The following is a 15,836-nucleotide window of genomic DNA, read 5'->3' as shown; positions in this document are numbered from 1 at the left end:
GGCGGGGCCCCGGTGTGTTCAGGCCTGGCGGCTCATCAGGTCGGCCGGCAGCTCGGTGCGGCGAGTGACGTTGAGCTTGCGGTAGATCCGCGTCAGGTGCTGCTCCACCGTGCTGACCGTGATGAACAGCTTGCCGGAGATCTCCCGGTTGGAGTAGCCGTCGGCCGCCAGCGCGGCGACCCGCCGCTCGGCGTCGCTGAGCACGGGCCGCAGCCCGACCGGCTCGGCCTCGCCCCCTTCGCCGTCCTCGCCGGGCGCGAGGTCCGGGTCGAGGACCGTGATCTGGCACTCGTCGGCCAGGGCGCGCGCCCGCCGTCCCACCATCCACGCGCGCCGGAACTCGCCCATCGCCCGGTACGCCTCCGTGAGGTCACCGAGCGTCCTGGCCAGCTCGTACCGGTCGCCGCTCGACTGGAGCAGCTCGGCCGACTGGCGCAGCACCATGACCCGGTGGCGCGGCTCGCCGGTGGCGGCCAGCAGCCGGAGCCCGGCCCCGTGGACCCGGGCGCAGCGGCGGTCGCAGCGGGCGAGCTGGTCCTCGACCAGCAGCCGCGCCTCCTCCGTCTCCTCCAGCCGGACCAGCGCCTCGGCCACGTCCAGCCGCCACGCGATGAACCCCGGCGTGTCCAGCCCCCACGCCCGCATGAGCTCGCCGCACAGCCGCAGGTCGCGCAGCGCCTGCCGGGGCTGGCCGGCCATCAGGTGGAAGCGGCCCCGGCCGTACAGGTAGTGCAGGCCGAAGCGCGTCTCCAGCATCGCCTCCGGAACCGGCCGGTCGGCCTGGGGCAGGAACTCCTCGAAGCGGCCCATGGCCGCGCCGGCCAGCAGCAGGCTGCCGAGCGGCCCGCCGACGGCCACCCCCCAGCTCGCCGGCGGGATGATCTCCAGGGCGCGGCGCGCGTCGTCCACCGCGCCCGCGAGGTCGCCCCGCCGCAGGTGGATCTCCGCGCGGATCGCCGACAGCCGCGCCTGGCGGCTGGGGGCGTGGCGGGAGGCGGCCTCGGCGATGAACGCGTCGCACCACGGCGCGGCCCGGTCCGCCCGGCCCGTGTAGGTGAGGGTGAGCAGCGCGCTCTCGACCGTGTCCATGGACATCTCGTCCAGGCGGCAGCCGCGCAGCACCCGCTCGGCGGTGGCCGCCGGCTCGTCGGGGCACTCGCCGGCCAGCGCGCGGGCCAGCGCCCCCGCCGACTCCAGGCGGCGGCCCACGGTGAGCGAGTGCGCCGCGCCGCTGGCCTGCTCCTCGCTGAGCACGGGCAGGTGCGACAGGAACGACGGGTAGCTGCTGCGGAACCAGGCCCGCGCCGCCGCCAGCTCGGCCACCGTCTCGCGGTCCGGCTCCCCGAGCTCGGCGAGGCGGGCGAGGACGTCCTTGGCGTCGGCGTCGTGCCCGTGCCACAACAGCGCCTTGGCCAGCACCACGGCGTCGCCGCCGCCCAGGTTGCCGTTGCGCAGGGCGGTGGTCAGCTCGGCGAGGTGACCCGCGGGGGTGCTCGGGTTGATGCGCCACTTGGCGCGCACCAGCGTGGTGGTGATCCGGGCGCGGCGCCGCTCGTCGGCGCACGCCTGCCAGGCCAGCTTGAGGTACTCGATGGCGGGCTCCACGTCACCGTCGCGCAGCGCCTGCTCGGCGGCCTCCTCCAGCACGGGCAGCGCCCACGGCTGGCCGGCGTGGCCGGCCTGGAGGAGGTGCTCGGCCACGACCGCCACGGGGGCGCCGTCGTGGTAGGCCAGCTCGGCGGCGCCGCGGTGCAGCCGGGCGCGCTCGGCGCCGTCCAGCCCGGTCAGCACCACGGTCCGCGCCGCCTCGTGACGGAACCGGCCGCCGTCGAGCAGCCCGGCCCCGGCCAGCGCCTGCTCGGCCCGCGCCGCGTCGGCCCGCTCGCAGGGCCGGTCCTGGTCGCCCGCGTGCAGCCGGCCTCCGTGCGGCCGGTCCGGCCGGCCCTCGTGCGGCCGGTCCTGGTCGCCGTCGTCCGTGCCGGTGCGGCCGAGCAGGCGGGCCGCCGCGGACGTGGTGCCCGCGACGGCCAGCGCGCGGGCCATGAGCAGCGCCTCCGGCCCGGCGCGGTGCAGGCAGGCGACCACGGCCTCGCCGTACCGCTCGCCCGGGGCGCCGCTCTCCTGGAGGTCCTCCAGCGCCGCGTCCACGAGGAGCCGGTTGCCGCCGCTCACCTCGTGGCAGCGCGCCGCGTACCGGGCCGCCGCCTCCTCCCCGGCCAGCAGCGTCACCCGCTCGGCCACGCCCTGCTGCGAGAGGTGGCCGAGCCGCACCTGCCGGCAGTGCGGCTGGCCGAGCACCTCGGTGTGCAGGAGGTTCGGCGGGTGCCCCTGGTGGCCGGGCGTGCCGAGGAGCAGCATGATCCGCGCGTACTTCACCCGGCGCGCCAGGTACGCCAGGCAGAGCTGCGAGGCGCGGTCGGCGAGGTGCATGTCGTCCACCGCGACGACCAGCGGGCAGCGCTCCGCCAGCTCCAGCAGGACCGTGCAGAGCGCGTCCACGATCTGGACGTCCACGTGCTCGATCGCGTCGGCGCGCGGGTCGCTCGCGAGGTGCGTGCGCGCGCCCTCGTGCAGCAGGCTCAGCATGGTCGCCCGGTGCTCCTCGGTCATCGGCGCGTTGTGCAGGAGCTGCGCCAGCACTCCGAGGGGCAGGTCGCGCTCGGCGCGCGAGCCCATGGCGCTCAGCGGGAGCGCGCCGTGCTCGAACGCCTCGTCGGCGAAGCCGTACAGCAGGCGGCTCTTGCCGGTGGCGATGGCGCCCGTGACCACGGCGATCCGCCCGCGGCCGGCCACCGCCTCCTCCAGCAGACCGTGCAGCAGGGACATCGCCCGCCGCTCGTCGTCCACGGCCATGATGGCCCTCCTCGGGTGTCGTCGGTGGTGGGTGGCCCGTGCCGGTCAGTGGCCCGCGTGCTCCAGGGGGCGCCGCCGGGCGGAGCACCCCGTACGGCCGGAGGCCGCCGGGTGCTGCTGCGCCGCGAAGGCGTGATCATGGAAGGCGCCGTCCGGGACGGCGTGGCCTTCCGCGGCGGCGACCAGCCGGGCGCACGCGGCGCGGACCGCGGCGTACGCGGCGGCGGGCACGTCGCGGCCGATGCCGGCGCCCCACGCCGCGGCCTGGCCCGTCCCGCACTCGGCGTAGATCACGACCTCGTCCGGCGACCGTCCGCCCAGCGCCGGCCGGTCGGGCGTCATCCGGCGGTCGTCCAGCGCCGGCGCGGTGCGGTGGACCGCGCGGACGTCGATGCCCCACGGCGCGAGCACCGCCCCGATCGTGCGGACCGCGTCCGCGCGCGCCCCGCTGACCTCGAACCCGCCGTCGACGTACAGCGTCGCGGTCACGGGCGCGCCGCCGGCCGGCAGCGGCTCGGCCGGGTCGCCGCGGTGGAGGTACTCCTCCTCGAACAGCGCGCCGATCCGGCTCGGCGACAGCTCGCCGCCCTCCGCGTCGGTCCGCGCCTGGACGCGCCCCGCCAGGTCGGCCTGCAGGCCGCGGGGCAGGTTCAGGCCGTGCCAGGCGCTCATCACGTACGCCACGCCGCCCTTGCCGGACTGGCTGTTGATCCGTACCACCGCCTCGTACGTGCGGCCCACGTCGGCCGGGTCCACCGGCAGGTACGGCACCCGCCAGGGCAGGTCGGCGGCGGCCACGCCCTGACCGGCGGCGCGGCGTTCGAGGTCCTCGAAGCCCTTGTTGATGGCGTCCTGGTGCGAGCCGGAGAAGGCGGTGTAGACGAGGTCGCCGCCGTAGGGGTGGCGCGGGTGGACGGGGAGCTGGTTGCACAGCTCGACGGTGCGCCGGACGGCGTTGATGTCGGAGAAGTCGATGCCCGGGTCGACGCCGTGGGAGTACAGGTTCATGCCGAGCGTGACCAGGCAGACGTTGCCCGCCCGCTCGCCGTTGCCGAACAGGCAGCCCTCGATCCGCTCGGCGCCGGCGAGCAGGGCCAGCTCGGCGGAGGCGACGCCGGTGCCGCGGTCGTTGTGCGGGTGGATCGACAGGCACACGTGCTCGCGGTGCGACAGGTGCCGGCCGAGCCACTCGATCTGGTCGGCGAAGACGTTCGGCAGGGAGCGTTCGACCGTGGTCGGGAAGTTGAGGATGATGCCGCGCCCCGGTCCGGGCCGCCAGACGTCCATGACCGCCTCGCAGACCTCCAGCGAGAAGTCCAGCTCGGTCTCGTTGAACAGCTCGGGGGAGTACTGGTAGCCGAGGTCGCAGTCGGGCAGCGTCCGCTCGGCGTGCTCCATCATCACCCGCGTGGCCCGTACCGCGAGCTCCTTGCAGCCGGTCCGGTCGAGGTCGAAGACCACCTCGCGGAACAGCGGCGACGTCGCGTTGTAGATGTGGATCGTGGCGCGCGGCGCGCCCCTGAGGCAGTCGAGGGTGGCCCGGATCAGCTCCTCGCGGGCCTGGGTGAGCACGGTGATCCGCACGTCGTCCGGGATGCGGTCCTGCTCGATGAGCTGCCGGACGAAGTCGTGGTCGTCCTGGCTGGCCACGGGGAAGCCGACCTCGATCTCCTTGTAGCCCATGGACACGAGGAGGTCGAACATCACGAGCTTGCGCTCGGGGCTCATCGGCCGGGCCAGCGACTGGTTGCCGTCGCGCAGGTCGGTGGACAGCCAGCGCGGCGGCGAGGTGATGCGCCGGCTCGGCCAGGTGCGGTCGGTGAGGTCGAGGGGGGTGAATCCGGTATAGCGTTCGGCACCCTGCATCGTCGGATTTCCTTTCCGGGGACACGGCTTCGCCAGGAGGATCACAACGGTGGAATCGCGGCGCGGTCAGCGGGTCTTCCGCTTTCGCCGGCCCCGGGGCTAGAGTGCAAATTCCGCAATACTAGGGTGTGAACAAACGGTTCCGCTGGGGAGGGCCGGTCATAATCTCGGTGCGATGGCCCTGAAGCTATAGGGGTCGCCCGGGCCCGGCAAGACGGTGAACCAGGAGTTCAGGGGCGGATATCCAGGGGGAGTACGACCGGGTATCGAAAGGCGCAGCCCCGCTACACCTTTTGGGTTACTCCCTTAACCGGGCCCCGTTCCTGGGGTCACAATCCGGGCTATGGCCGCTTCCTGGACATCCTCGGCCCCTCGTTCCCTCCTCTTTCTCGCCGCCGTCCGCGTGCCGCTGCTGTGCGTCGCCGAGGCCCGCCCGGGGGTGCTCGCCGTGTCGGCGCTGCGCTACCTGGCGGGGGTGGCGCTCATGCTGCCCGCCGTGCCGGACCCCGATCCGCTGAAGGTGGTGCAGGGCGGACTCGCGTGGGTCCTGTCCATCTTCGCCGTCTACCTGTTCAACGGTGTCACGGACGTGGCCGAGGACCGGATCAACGGGTCCGGCCGGCCGATCGCGCGCGGGGAGCTCGCCCCGCGGACCGCCGGAGTGGTGGCCGCGACGGCCGGGGCGGCGTCGCTCGCGGTGACCGCGGGCCTGCCGCACGTCATGACGTGGATCATCGTGGCGAACCTCGTGCTGGGCTTCCTGTACTCGGGGCCGCCGTGGCCGCTGAAGGACAGCTGCGGCGGCACGGTCGCGGTGCTGTGCCTGTCGGGGCTGCTGTCGTACCTGGCGGGAGCCGTGGTGGCGGACTCGGCCACAATCGGACTCGGGGCGGGCTCGGCTGGGGTCGGGCCGGCGGTGGGGCCGGCCTTGATTCGGCTGGTCGTGTTCGCCGGGGCGGCCACGTGCTGGATGGTGCTCGTGGGGGTGCCGGCCAAGGATCTGTCGGACATCCCGGGTGACACGGCGGCGGGACGGCGTACGCTCGGGGTGCTCCTCGGCGAGCGGCGTTCGCGTCAGGTGATGGCGGCCGCGGCGCTCGGCGTGCTGGGGGCGTTCGGGCTCGCGGTGGCGCTCCTGAGGGTGCCGCTGACGGCGGTGGTCGCGGTCATGGCGGGCGGGGTCGTGGCCGTGATGCTGGCCGGAAGGATGACCGGAACTGATGGCGGAACTGACGCCGGAACACTTGCTGCCGGAAAGCGTACAGGTAGTGCCGGTCGTGGCGTCCGCCGCCGCCCTTACCGGGCATTCATGTTAACGCAGCATCTACTACACATTACCCCTCTTCTGACTAATATATGGCCATAAGTGTTGCATTAGTGTGCCCGCTGCGCGATGCTAGGCTCACTCGTGCACTCCCCATGGCGGAGGGTGGACCTTGGACGCGGCACACGGGGCGGCGGAGGATCCGGCGAGATTCGTCGAAGCATGTCGCGAAGAAGTTCTGACGGAATTCGAAAGCGCACTCAGGAGCAGCGGAAACGCGCTCTTCGCCGATTCCGTCGCGCGCGGTCAGGCTCTGTCCACGGCCCGTTACGTTCTGGACGACGTCGCCGCTACGCTGCGCGCAGGAAAGATACAGATAAGTAGTCTTTCCAAATTACATGCCTGGGAGGTCGGGAACGCCCGGGCGGCGGCCGGCGTCCATCCCAGAACCTCACTTGAGGCAGGCTCACTTTTCTTCAGGATAGCGCTTTCGCACCTGACGCGACATATCCTCGCCGAAACCGGCGTGTGCGCCGAGAGTTTCCTGCTGGCCGCGACCGGTCTGGAGGCGAGCCTGTCGCGCCGCATCCGTGAGGCCGCCGACACCTACAACGGCTTCCTGCTCAACCAGGTGCATGAGGCCCAGGAGGCCGAGCGCCGCCGGATCGCCCGCGAGTTGCACGACCGCATCGGCCACGGCACGAGCGTCGCCCACCAGCAGCTCGCCCTGTCGGAGGCGTACCGGGCGACCGACCCCGCCAGGGCCTCCGCCAAGATCGTGGTGGTGCAGCAGGCCATCCAGGAGACCATGGACAACCTGCGCCAGATGACCTCCGAGCTGCACCCGCAGACCCCGGTGAAGAACCTGGAGAAGTCGCTGCTGGACTTCCTGGAGGCGGTCGGCGACGACTCGGTCTCCATCGCGTTCGACGTCAACGGCGACGAGTCGTGGGTCGAGCCGCGCGTGCTCGACGAGGCGTTCCTCATTCTGCGCGAGACCGTGCGCAACGCGCTCACCCACGGCGACCCGACGATGATCCTGCTCAAGGTGGACATCGCCCCGCACGCCCTCATCGCGTCGGCCCGCGACAACGGGCGGGGCTTCGACCCGGCGAACGCCCGCGAACGCGGCGGCGTGGGCCTCACCTCCATGCGCGAGCGCGCGGAGCTGCTCGGCGGTACGGTGGCGGTCTCCAGCGAGCCCGGCGGCGGATGCCTCGTCGAGCTGTACATCCCACTCAGAGGACAGGCCGGTGGACCGGACGACGCCTAACCCCATCTCCGTCGCCTTGGTGGACGACCACACCCTGTTCAGGGAGGGCCTGCGCGAGATCCTGGAGTCCTTCGGCGGCATGGACGTCGTGGGCGAGGCCGGCGACTCCGGCTCGGCGATCGCCCTGGTCGAGGACACCGAGCCGGACGTGGTGCTGCTCGACGTGGAGATCCCCGGGGACGAGGTCACCGAGACCGTGGCCCGGATCCGGAAGCTGTCGCCCGAGACCCGGATCATCATCCTCAGCATGTACGACGGACCGCAGCTCCTCACCCGGCTGCTCGCCGCCGGCATCCGGGGCTACCTGCACAAGAGCGTCCACCGGGACGAGCTGATCGCGGCCGTGCGCAGCGTGTACGAGGACCAGTCGAGGCTGGTGCTCGCGGTCTCGCGCAGCAGCCTGGCCCACGTGGAGGCGCCGGCCAACGGGGTGCTGTCGGAGAAGGAGCTGGAGGTGCTCCAGCTCGCCGCGCAGGCGCTCAGCAACAGCCAGATCGCCCGCCGGCTGGGCCTGGCCGAGGCCACCGTGAAGCGGCACATGCGCAACATCTTCCTGAAGCTGAACGCGGTCTCGCGCATCGACGCGGTCAACAAGGCCCTGGCCGGCTCGCTCATCCTGCCTCAGACCAGGGGCGACGGCGACTGATTCCAGTCGTCGAGCGGGAAGACGCCGGCCAGCTTGTCGCGCACCTCGGGCGGCAGCTCGACCGCCGCGGCGGCGAGGTTCATCTCCAGGTGGACCTGGCTGCGCGTGCTCGGCACCGGCACCGTGTGCTCGCCCTGGGCGAGCAGCCAGGCCAGCGCGAGCCGCCCGGCGCTGAGGTCGAGCTGGGCGGCCGCGGCCTCCAGCGCCTGGAGCCCGGCGCAGTGGCGGCCCTGCTCGGGCCCGAAGCGGGGGTCGTCGCGGCGCCAGTCGCCCGCCTCGAACCGGGCGTCCACCCGGACCCGGCCGGTGAGGAAGCCCCGCCCGAGCGGGCGCGCGGCCACCAGCGCGATGCCCAGCTCGCGCGCCGCGGCGACCAGGCCGGGGTCGGCGTAGCGGCCCCACACCGAGTACTCGACGCCCAGGGCGGTCACCGGGTGGACGGCGTGGGCCTCGCGAAGCTGCCGCAGCGTGGCGTTGGTCAGCCCGATGTACCGGATCTTCCCGGCCCGTACCAGCTCGGCCAGGCGGCCCATGCTCTCCTCGACCGGCGCGCGGCCGTCACGGCAGTGCAGGTAGTACAGGTCGACGCACTCGGCATCGAGCCGTTCGAGCGAGGCGTCGCAGTCGCGTTCCAGCGCGCCGGGGTCGTCGTCGTAGAGCACCCGGCCGTCGGGCCCCAGGGCGCGCACGCCGCCGCGGGTGCTCACCACCACCTCGTCCGACCGGCCGGCCAGGGCCCGGCCGATCAGCCGCTCGACCCGGCCCTGCGCGTAGAAGGCGGAGGTGTCGAGCAGGGTCACCCCCGCGTCGAGCGCCCGGCGGACCAGCCGGTCGGCATCGCCCTCGTGCGCCCTGCCGTAGGCGCCGGCCAGGGCGAGCGAGCCCAGCCCGATGGCGGAGACGACCGGCCCCGTCCGGCCCAACCTCGTGTAACGCACCGAAATCCCTCCGTGCGCCTTTCCCGATCGCCGGCTCCGATCGGGAACCGGGAAATCGGGGAACGAATGCAGGTCTTGCGCGGGAGACCAGGCGCGGCTGTCGATTAGCGAGCTTCAGGTGTTACCCAATAGTAGGGGAAGCTCCGGCGTGCGCAACGCCCAATACCCCTATTGAACCCCTTAATAACCAGCATGGACCCATAAAGAGTTTTGTTGGTCTTTTGGGCTATTAGCCGCATTGGCTACTGTGCGAGTGTTCCGTGCGGACGGTGGTCAGGAGGTCGTGTGATCGAGAAGATCCTGCCGGCGACCGTCAAGGCATTCGAGGCCTTCAACGACCCGCCCGAGGCCGCCCTCTTCCCCGAGGAGGCCGAGCTGGTGCGCCGTGCCGCCGACAAGCGCCGCCGCGAGTTCACCACGGCCCGCCACTGCGCCCGCAAGGCCATGGAGCGGCTCGGCGTGCGCCCGGTCCCGGTGCTCAGCGGCCCGTACGGCGAGCCCTGCTGGCCGCACGGCACCACCGGCAGCATCACCCACTGCGCCGGCTACCGGGCCGCGGCCGTCGGCGTCTACCCCGCGCTCATCGGCATCGACGCCGAGCCGGACGCCCCGCTGCCGCCCGGCGTCCTGGAGGCCGTCTCCGTGCCCAAGGAGCGCGACATGGTCCGCCGCCTCGCCGAGCGGCACCCGGGCACGTCCTGGGACCGCCTGCTGTTCAGCACGAAGGAGGCCGTCTACAAGGCGTGGTTCCCCCTCGCCGGGCGATGGCTGGACTTCCAGGACGCCGCCGTCACCGTGGACCCGCTGCGCGGCACGTTCACCGCGCACCTCATGGTCTCGGGGCCGCGCTGGCAGGGGGAGCGGCTGACCGGCTTCACCGGGCGCTGGACGGCCGGCCGGGGCCTGCTGCTCACCGCCATCGCCGTGGCCGGGACGCCCCGGCCCGCGGCCGCCGGCGCCCACCGGGCGGGGGCGCGGCCATGAGGTTCGGGGTGGTGCTCATCAGCGAGGGCGGCACGCGCGCCCAGTGGACGGCCACGTGCCGCCGCGCCGAGGCCCTCGGCTACGACGTCATCGCCGTGCCCGACCATCTCAACCTGATGGCGCCGTTCCCCACCGCCCTGCTCGCCGCCGAGGTCACCGAGCGGCCGGTCATCGGCACGTACGTGCTCAACGCCTCCTTCCACCGGCCCGCACTGCTCGCCCGGGAGGTGGCCACCATGGACCTGCTCATGGACGGCCGGCTGGAGCTGGGGCTCGGCACCGGGTACGTGCGGGAGGAGTTCGCGGCGGCCGGCCTGCCGTTCGGCGCCGGCCACCGCGTACGGGCCCTGGAGCGGCTGGTCGGCGAGCTGGACGGGCTCCTGGGCGGCCGGATGCCGCCGCTCATGGTCGGCGGCCACGGCGACCGCGTGCTGCGCCTGGCCGCCCGGCGCGCGGAGATCGTCAGCTTCACCGGCGCCCCGTTCCGCCCCGAGTACGGCAGGACGGCCCTCGTGGACGCGCGCGAGCTGACCCGGCGGGTGGCCTTCGCCCGGCGCGAGGCCGGGCCGCGCGCCGCCGACCTGGAGCTGAACGTCCTGTCCAAGGCGACCGTGCTCACCCGCGACCGGCGGGCCGGCGTGGAGAGCCTGCGCCGCTACGCCCCCGACCTGACCACCGAGCAGCTCCTGGACGTCCCCATGCTGTTCGCCGGCACCCCCGAGGACATCGCCGAGCAGGTGCGCCGGCACGAGAAGACGTTCGGCTTCACCTACTTCACGGTCATGGAGCCCGCCATGGACGACTTCGGCAAGGTCATCGAACTGCTGCGGTGAGCATCCGCGGCCGCGACGGCACGCCGTACGCGGGGCCCCAGGCCAGGCCGTGCAGGCAGGCCGTCAGGCTGCGGGCCTCCACGTTGAGGTAGTAGCTGTGCCGCAGCAGATCGTCGATCTGGTGCAGCGCGAGCCAGCGGAACCCCGGGTGGCCCGGCAGCGGGTCGTCGTCCGTCTCGACCACGACGTAGCGGTTGCGGGCGTGGTGGAACCGGCCGCCCTCCTCCGACAGGACGGTGTCGAAGCGCACCCGCCCCGGCGCCGCGCCGGCCAGGGCGTCCAGCACGAGGTCCACGAGCGGCGGGCGGGCCGCCGGCGGCAGGTGGTCGTAGTTGCCCGGCGTGCACTGCACGGTCGGCGCCAGCTCCACCACGTCGGTGTAGCCGGGATCCACGCGCGCCCGCACGAGCGCGTGCACGACCCCGCCGATCCGGCGGACCAGGAACGCCACCAGGCCCGTGCCCACCGGCGCGAGCATCGGCTGCGACCAGCCGGACACCTCACGCCCGCGCGCCTCGACCCGCACCCCGATCACGTCGAAGAAGCGGCCCGACTCGTGCGAGATGCGCCCGCCCGAGCGGCGCCAGCCGCGCACCCGGTCGAGGGGCACCAGCGTGGCGCGCACGTCGGCCGTGGAGCGGACCCCGCTGAGCCAGCTCAGGATCTCGCCCAGCTCGTGGCGGGCCCCGCGCGAGGCGTCGCGGGAGCGGGCCACCGCCGCCGCGAAGGCGCCGGCGGGCTCCGCGCCACGCTGGGACGGCAGGCAGGACAGCACGGTCCGCGCGTCCATGTTCACCCGGTCCGGCACCGCCAGCAGGCCGTACACCCGCGCGAGCGGCAGCCACCGGAACCCCTCGGCGGCCGGCACGCGCTCCGCGACCTCCACCACCATGTTGCGGTTGCGCTTGCGGTAGAACCACGCGCCCTGCTCCGACTGGCGCGTGTCGGCGAGCACCCGGCCGCGCGGCTCGCGGAAGAACTCCAGGTACGGCACCGCCCGCCCCTGGTGGACCCGCGTGTAGTTGCTCCGCGTGGCCTGCACCGTGGGCGAGACCTGGGGGCCGTCGGGATTGCCGGGCTCGTTCTTGGCCTGCATGAGCACGTACGGCACTCCGTCCACCCGCTTGAGCAGGATGCCCAGGATGCCGGTCTCGGGCTGGTTGATGATGGGCTGCGTCCAGGCCGGCACCGGCTCGCCGGGCCGGCGGACGTCGAGCCCCTCGACGGTGAAGAAGCCGCCGCTGTCGTGCCGCAGGTTGCCGGTCGCCGGGTCCGTGTGCCAGCCGGGCAGCTCCTCCAGCGGCAGCCGCGTCACCTCCATGGAGGTGTGCCCGGCGACCTCCTGGAGCCAGTCGTGAACGTCGATGATGGCAGGCTCCTCACCCCGGGTCCTGTCGTCCGAGGCCGAAGCTGTCACGCCCCGCGGCACCCCTCAACCCCTGGCCGCCCCGCCCGCCACCCCAGCCGCCCGCCGGGCCCGGGAAGCCCGGCAGGATAGGGGTTCTGCGGTGGGCGGGCCCTTCGTAGCCTTCTAGGGTGGACGCCATGACCGATCATCGGGACGTGCGAGCCAGTGACCAGGACCGCGAACGCGTGGCGGAGGCGCTGCGGGTGGCGGTGAGCGAGGGACGGATCACGCTGGACGAGCTGAACGAGCGGATCGACCTGACCTACCGGGCGCGCACACTCGGCGAGCTCGACGAGGTCGTGGCCGACCTGCCGAGGGACGGATCGCTGCCCGCGGTCCTCACCGCGGCCCCCGTCCAGGGCTTACCCGGGCCCGCCGAGCTCCAGCTCCACACGGGCAGCGGCAAGGTCGCGCAGGTGGGCCGCTGGGCGGTGCCCCGGCACATCAGCGCGAAGGCGGGCAGGTGGGGCACGGTGCGGATCGACTTCACCCTCGCCGACTGCCCGCACCGCGAGGTCCATCTCGACGTGGAGATCACCTCCTGGTTCGGCGACATCGTGGTCGCGGTCCCGCGGGGCTGGCAGGTCCGTGACGAGCAGGTCGTCCGCCGGTGGATGGGCGCCGTCCACAACCGTCCCCCGGCGCCGCTCGCGCCGGACGGCGTCACCGTACGGCTCACGGGCTACGTGCAGACCGGAGACGTCTGGGTGAGGTACCGCCGGCCGGTCACCTGAGCCGGCCGCAAGCTGAGGAGGAACGCATGGCGTGCCGGATCTGTTCGGGCCGTCTCCACCAGTTCGCCGACTTCGGGAGCCAGCCGGTCTCGGACGCCTTCGTCACCCCCGGTGACCCGGCGGAGGAGTACTTCTTCCGCCTGGCCGTGGGCGTCTGCGAGAGCTGCTCCATGGTGCAGCTCCTCGAAGAGGTGCCCCGCGAGCGCATGTTCCACGAGGGCTACCCCTACCTGTCGTCCGGCTCGGCCGTGATGCGCGAGCACTTCTGGAGCCTCGCCGAGCGCTTCCTCGCCACCGAGCTGGCCGGCGACGACCCGTTCGTCGTCGAACTCGGCTGCAACGACGGCACCATGCTCCAGCGCGTGGCCGAGGCCGGGGTGCGGCACCTCGGCGTCGAGCCGTCGGGCGGCGTCGCCGACCTCGCCGCCGCCAAGGGCGTGCGGGTGCGCAAGGACTTCTTCGAGGCCACCACGGCCGCCGCCATCCGGGACGAGGACGGGCCCGCCGACGTCGTCTACGCGGCCAACACCCTCTGTCACATCCCGTACATGGACTCCATCCTCAGCGGGGTCGCCGCGCTGCTGCGTCCCGGCGGCGTGTTCGTCTTCGAGGACCCCTACCTCGGCGACATCGTCGAGCGCGCCTCCTACGACCAGATCTACGACGAGCACTTCTACTTCTTCTCCGCCCGCTCGGTGCGCGGCATGGCCCGGCGGCACGGGTTCGAGCTGGTCGACGTCGAGCGGCTGCCCGTCCACGGCGGCGAGGTCCGCTACACCCTCGCCCGGCAGGGGGAGCGGACGCCCGCCCCCGCCGTGGCCGAACTGCTCGCCGCCGAGGACGCCGCCGGGATCAGCGACCTGGCCACGCTGCGGGCCTTCGCCGAGCGCGTGGCGCGCGGCCGCGACGAGCTGGTGGCGCTGCTCACCCGCCTGCGCGACGAAGGCGCCCGCGTGTACGGCTACGGCGCCACGGCCAAGAGCGCCACCGTGCTCAACTACTGCGGCATCGGCCCCGACCTCGTCTCGTTCGTGTCCGACACCACCCCCGCCAAGCAGGGCCGGCTCACGCCCGGCTCGCACATCCCCGTGCGCGGCCCCGAGGCGTTCGCCGATCCCTACCCCGACTACGCGCTGCTGTTCGCCTGGAACCACGCCGACGAGATCATGGCCAAGGAGGAGGCGTTCCGTGAGGCGGGCGGCGCCTGGATCCTCTACGTGCCCGAGGTCCGGCTGGTCCGGGACCGATGAGGAACCTGACGAGCCCGGCCATGAGGCATCGGCGGCTGGCGGTGGAGGGGGCGGTCGAGTTCGCCCCCGAGGTGTTCCACGACGAGCGGGGCGACTTCGCCTCGCCGTACCAGGAGCACGTCTTCGCCGCCGCCGTCGGCCGCCCGCTCTTCCCCGTCGCGCAGGTCAGCCGCAACGTGTCGCGGCGCGGCGTCGTGCGGGGCGTGCACTACACGCTGGTGCCGCCCGGCACCGCCAAGTACGTCCACTGCCCGGCGGGCCGGGTCCTCGACATGGTCGTGGACCTGCGCGTCGGCTCGCCCACGTTCGCCCGGTGGGAGGCGGTCGAGCTGGCCGCCGACACCGCCCGCGCCGTCTACGTCCCGCCCGGGGTGGGCCACGCGTTCGCGGCCCTGGAGGACGGCTCGGTGGTCTGCTACCTGCTGTCGCGCGAGTACCGCAAGGAGCACGAGCTGACCCTGTCGGTGTTCGACGAGGAGCTCGGGCTGCGGCTGCCGGCCGGGTTCGGGCCGCCGGTGCTGTCGGAGCGGGACAGGCAGGCCCCCACGCTCGCCGAGGCGGCGGCGCGGGGGCTGCTGCCGGAATACACCCGCTGAGCGGGCCGGGTGGCGTCAGTGGCGCAGGACCTCGCGCAGGGCGTCGATGACCTTGTCCTGGACGCCCCGCGGCAGCGACGGGTACATCGGCAGCGAGAAGATCTGCCCGGCCAGCTCCTCGGTCACCGGCAGGCTGCCCCGGCCGTAGCCGAGGTGGGCGAAGCCCGACATGGTGTGCACCGGCCACGGATAGCTGATGTTGAGGTGGATGTCATACGCCTGGAGCGCCTCGATGATCTCGTCGCGGCGCGGGTGGCGGACCACGTACACGTAGTAGACGTGCGTGTTGCCCGCGGCGGTGGCCGGGAGCACGAGCCCGGTGCCGGCCAGGCCCTCCGCGTAGCGGGCGGCCACGGCCCGGCGGTCCTCGACGTAGCGGTCGAGGCGGGTCAACTTGCGGCGCAGGATCTCCGCCTGCACCTCGTCCAGCCGCGCGTTGTGGCCGGGGGTCTCCACGACGTAGTAGGTGCGCTCCATGCCGTAGTAGCGCAGCCGCCGCAGGTTCGCCTCCACCTCGTCGTCCGAGGTGATCGTCGCGCCGCCGTCGCCGTACGCGCCGAGCACCTTCGTCGGGTAGAAGGAGAAGGCCGCCGCCCGGCCCATCGACCCGGCGGGCCGGCCGTGGTGCAGCGCGCCGTGCGCCTGCGCGCAGTCCTCCAGGATCGCCAGGCCGCGCTCCTGCGCCAGCCGTTCCAGCGGGGCCATGTCCACGCACTGGCCGTACAGGTGGACCGGCAGCAGGCAGCGGGTGCGCGGCGTGACGGCGGCCTCCACGGCCGCCACGTCCATCAGGTACGTGGCCGGATCGACGTCCACGAACACCGGCGTCGCGCCCACGGCGTCGATGGCGACCACGGTCGGCGCCGCCGTGTTGGACACCGTCACCACCTCGTCGCCGGGCCCCACCCCGAGCGCCTGCAGGCCCAGCTTGACGGCGTTGGTGCCGTTGTCCACCCCGACGCAGTGGCGCACGCCGTGGCGGGCGGCGAACTCCTCCTCGAAGCGGCGCACGCTCTCGCCGAGGACGAGCCGGCCCGAGCGGAACACGGTCTCGACCGCGTCCATGATGTCGTCACGTTCGGCGGCGTATTCCGGCAGATAATCCCAGACGCGCGTGGGCATCGACTCTCCTTCTCCCGGGGTCGGGCCCAGGATAAACAGCGCCCTCCGGGGCGGAGGAACCCCTAGAAA

Annotated in this window: 13 protein-coding genes; 8 read left to right on the top strand and 5 right to left on the bottom strand. The window is 73.3% G+C overall.

What is annotated here, in order from left to right; all coding sequences use genetic code 11:
• Positions 1–18: 18 nt before the first annotated feature.
• Positions 19–2,853 carry a helix-turn-helix transcriptional regulator gene (locus HTZ77_RS25665; protein ID WP_175592256.1) on the bottom strand — a complete coding sequence of 945 codons (2,835 nt, stop codon included), beginning with the start codon at positions 2,851–2,853 and terminating at the stop codon, positions 19–21.
• Positions 2,854–2,898: 45 nt separating this feature from the next.
• The gene (locus HTZ77_RS25660) at positions 2,899–4,719 is read right to left on the bottom strand and encodes a 2-isopropylmalate synthase (protein ID WP_175592255.1); all 1,821 of its coding nucleotides are present in this window, start codon (positions 4,717–4,719) and stop codon (positions 2,899–2,901) included.
• A gap of 343 nt (positions 4,720–5,062) precedes the next feature.
• Here HTZ77_RS25660 and HTZ77_RS25655 point away from each other — a divergent pair, with 343 nt between their 5' ends.
• From HTZ77_RS25655 to HTZ77_RS25645, 3 genes are all read left to right on the top strand, one after another.
• A complete protein-coding gene (locus tag HTZ77_RS25655) occupies positions 5,063–6,085 on the top strand; it encodes a UbiA family prenyltransferase (protein WP_175592254.1) in 1,023 nt (340 codons plus the stop codon).
• A gap of 424 nt (positions 6,086–6,509) precedes the next feature.
• Entirely contained in the window at positions 6,510–7,256 is a 747-nt protein-coding gene (locus tag HTZ77_RS47635; protein WP_175592253.1) for a sensor histidine kinase, read from the top strand.
• A 19-nt stretch (positions 7,257–7,275) separates the two neighbouring features.
• Positions 7,276–7,902, top strand: coding sequence for a response regulator transcription factor (locus HTZ77_RS25645; protein ID WP_328808761.1), 627 nt, complete (start codon positions 7,276–7,278; stop codon positions 7,900–7,902).
• On the opposite strand, the gene HTZ77_RS25640 is transcribed toward HTZ77_RS25645, so the two are convergent.
• Complete coding sequence (locus HTZ77_RS25640; RefSeq protein ID WP_175592251.1) at positions 7,878–8,840, bottom strand: aldo/keto reductase; 963 nt, start codon at positions 8,838–8,840, stop codon at positions 7,878–7,880. The genes HTZ77_RS25645 and HTZ77_RS25640 overlap by 25 nt on opposite strands.
• Before the next feature lie 285 nt (positions 8,841–9,125).
• Here HTZ77_RS25640 and HTZ77_RS25635 point away from each other — a divergent pair, with 285 nt between their 5' ends.
• Both HTZ77_RS25635 and HTZ77_RS25630 read left to right on the top strand, forming a co-directional pair.
• Positions 9,126–9,824 carry a 4'-phosphopantetheinyl transferase family protein gene (locus HTZ77_RS25635; RefSeq protein WP_175592250.1) on the top strand — a complete coding sequence of 233 codons (699 nt, stop codon included), beginning with the start codon at positions 9,126–9,128 and terminating at the stop codon, positions 9,822–9,824.
• Positions 9,821–10,657 carry a TIGR03621 family F420-dependent LLM class oxidoreductase gene (locus HTZ77_RS25630; protein WP_175592249.1) on the top strand — a complete coding sequence of 279 codons (837 nt, stop codon included), beginning with the start codon at positions 9,821–9,823 and terminating at the stop codon, positions 10,655–10,657. The genes HTZ77_RS25635 and HTZ77_RS25630 overlap by 4 nt, the downstream gene beginning before the upstream one ends.
• On the opposite strand, the gene HTZ77_RS48370 is transcribed toward HTZ77_RS25630, so the two are convergent.
• Positions 10,638–12,074 carry an NDP-hexose 2,3-dehydratase family protein gene (locus HTZ77_RS48370; protein ID WP_328808760.1) on the bottom strand — a complete coding sequence of 479 codons (1,437 nt, stop codon included), beginning with the start codon at positions 12,072–12,074 and terminating at the stop codon, positions 10,638–10,640. The two genes, HTZ77_RS25630 and HTZ77_RS48370, sit on opposite strands and share 20 nt — an antisense overlap.
• Positions 12,075–12,202: 128 nt before the next feature.
• Between HTZ77_RS48370 and HTZ77_RS25620 the strand changes: the two genes are divergently transcribed.
• The 3 genes from HTZ77_RS25620 to HTZ77_RS25610 are packed head-to-tail and all read left to right on the top strand — an operon-like array spanning position 12,203 to position 14,645.
• The gene (locus HTZ77_RS25620) at positions 12,203–12,799 is read left to right on the top strand and encodes a DUF1707 SHOCT-like domain-containing protein (protein ID WP_175592248.1); all 597 of its coding nucleotides are present in this window, start codon (positions 12,203–12,205) and stop codon (positions 12,797–12,799) included.
• A 26-nt stretch (positions 12,800–12,825) separates the two neighbouring features.
• Positions 12,826–14,049: a class I SAM-dependent methyltransferase gene (locus HTZ77_RS25615; RefSeq protein ID WP_175592247.1), complete on the top strand. Its 1,224-nt coding sequence runs from the start codon at positions 12,826–12,828 to the stop codon at positions 14,047–14,049.
• A gap of 20 nt (positions 14,050–14,069) precedes the next feature.
• A complete protein-coding gene (locus HTZ77_RS25610; RefSeq protein WP_175592246.1) occupies positions 14,070–14,645 on the top strand; it encodes a dTDP-4-dehydrorhamnose 3,5-epimerase family protein in 576 nt (191 codons plus the stop codon).
• Between the two features lie 15 nt (positions 14,646–14,660).
• Here the strand turns inward: HTZ77_RS25610 and HTZ77_RS25605 are convergent, their stop codons facing one another.
• Positions 14,661–15,767: a DegT/DnrJ/EryC1/StrS family aminotransferase gene (locus HTZ77_RS25605; RefSeq protein ID WP_175592245.1), complete on the bottom strand. Its 1,107-nt coding sequence runs from the start codon at positions 15,765–15,767 to the stop codon at positions 14,661–14,663.
• Between the last annotated feature and the right edge of the window lie 69 nt (positions 15,768–15,836).

Origin of the sequence: Nonomuraea montanisoli, assembly GCF_013363975.1 — a bacterium.
GTDB lineage: Bacteria > Actinomycetota > Actinomycetes > Streptosporangiales > Streptosporangiaceae > Nonomuraea > Nonomuraea montanisoli.
Note: the sequence above shows the minus strand (reverse complement) of the source record. Positions and strands in the feature narration are given on the sequence as shown.

Coding starts and splice junctions, on each gene's coding strand:
- HTZ77_RS25665 (WP_175592256.1), bottom strand. CDS start 2,853: ATGGCCGTGGACGACGAGCGGCGGGCGATGTCCCTGCTGCACGGTCTG.
- HTZ77_RS25660 (WP_175592255.1), bottom strand. CDS start 4,719: ATGCAGGGTGCCGAACGCTATACCGGATTCACCCCCCTCGACCTCACC.
- HTZ77_RS25655 (WP_175592254.1), top strand. CDS start 5,063: ATGGCCGCTTCCTGGACATCCTCGGCCCCTCGTTCCCTCCTCTTTCTC.
- HTZ77_RS25630 (WP_175592249.1), top strand. CDS start 9,821: ATGAGGTTCGGGGTGGTGCTCATCAGCGAGGGCGGCACGCGCGCCCAG.
- HTZ77_RS25620 (WP_175592248.1), top strand. CDS start 12,203: ATGACCGATCATCGGGACGTGCGAGCCAGTGACCAGGACCGCGAACGC.
- HTZ77_RS25615 (WP_175592247.1), top strand. CDS start 12,826: ATGGCGTGCCGGATCTGTTCGGGCCGTCTCCACCAGTTCGCCGACTTC.
- HTZ77_RS25610 (WP_175592246.1), top strand. CDS start 14,070: ATGAGGCATCGGCGGCTGGCGGTGGAGGGGGCGGTCGAGTTCGCCCCC.
- HTZ77_RS25605 (WP_175592245.1), bottom strand. CDS start 15,767: ATGCCCACGCGCGTCTGGGATTATCTGCCGGAATACGCCGCCGAACGT.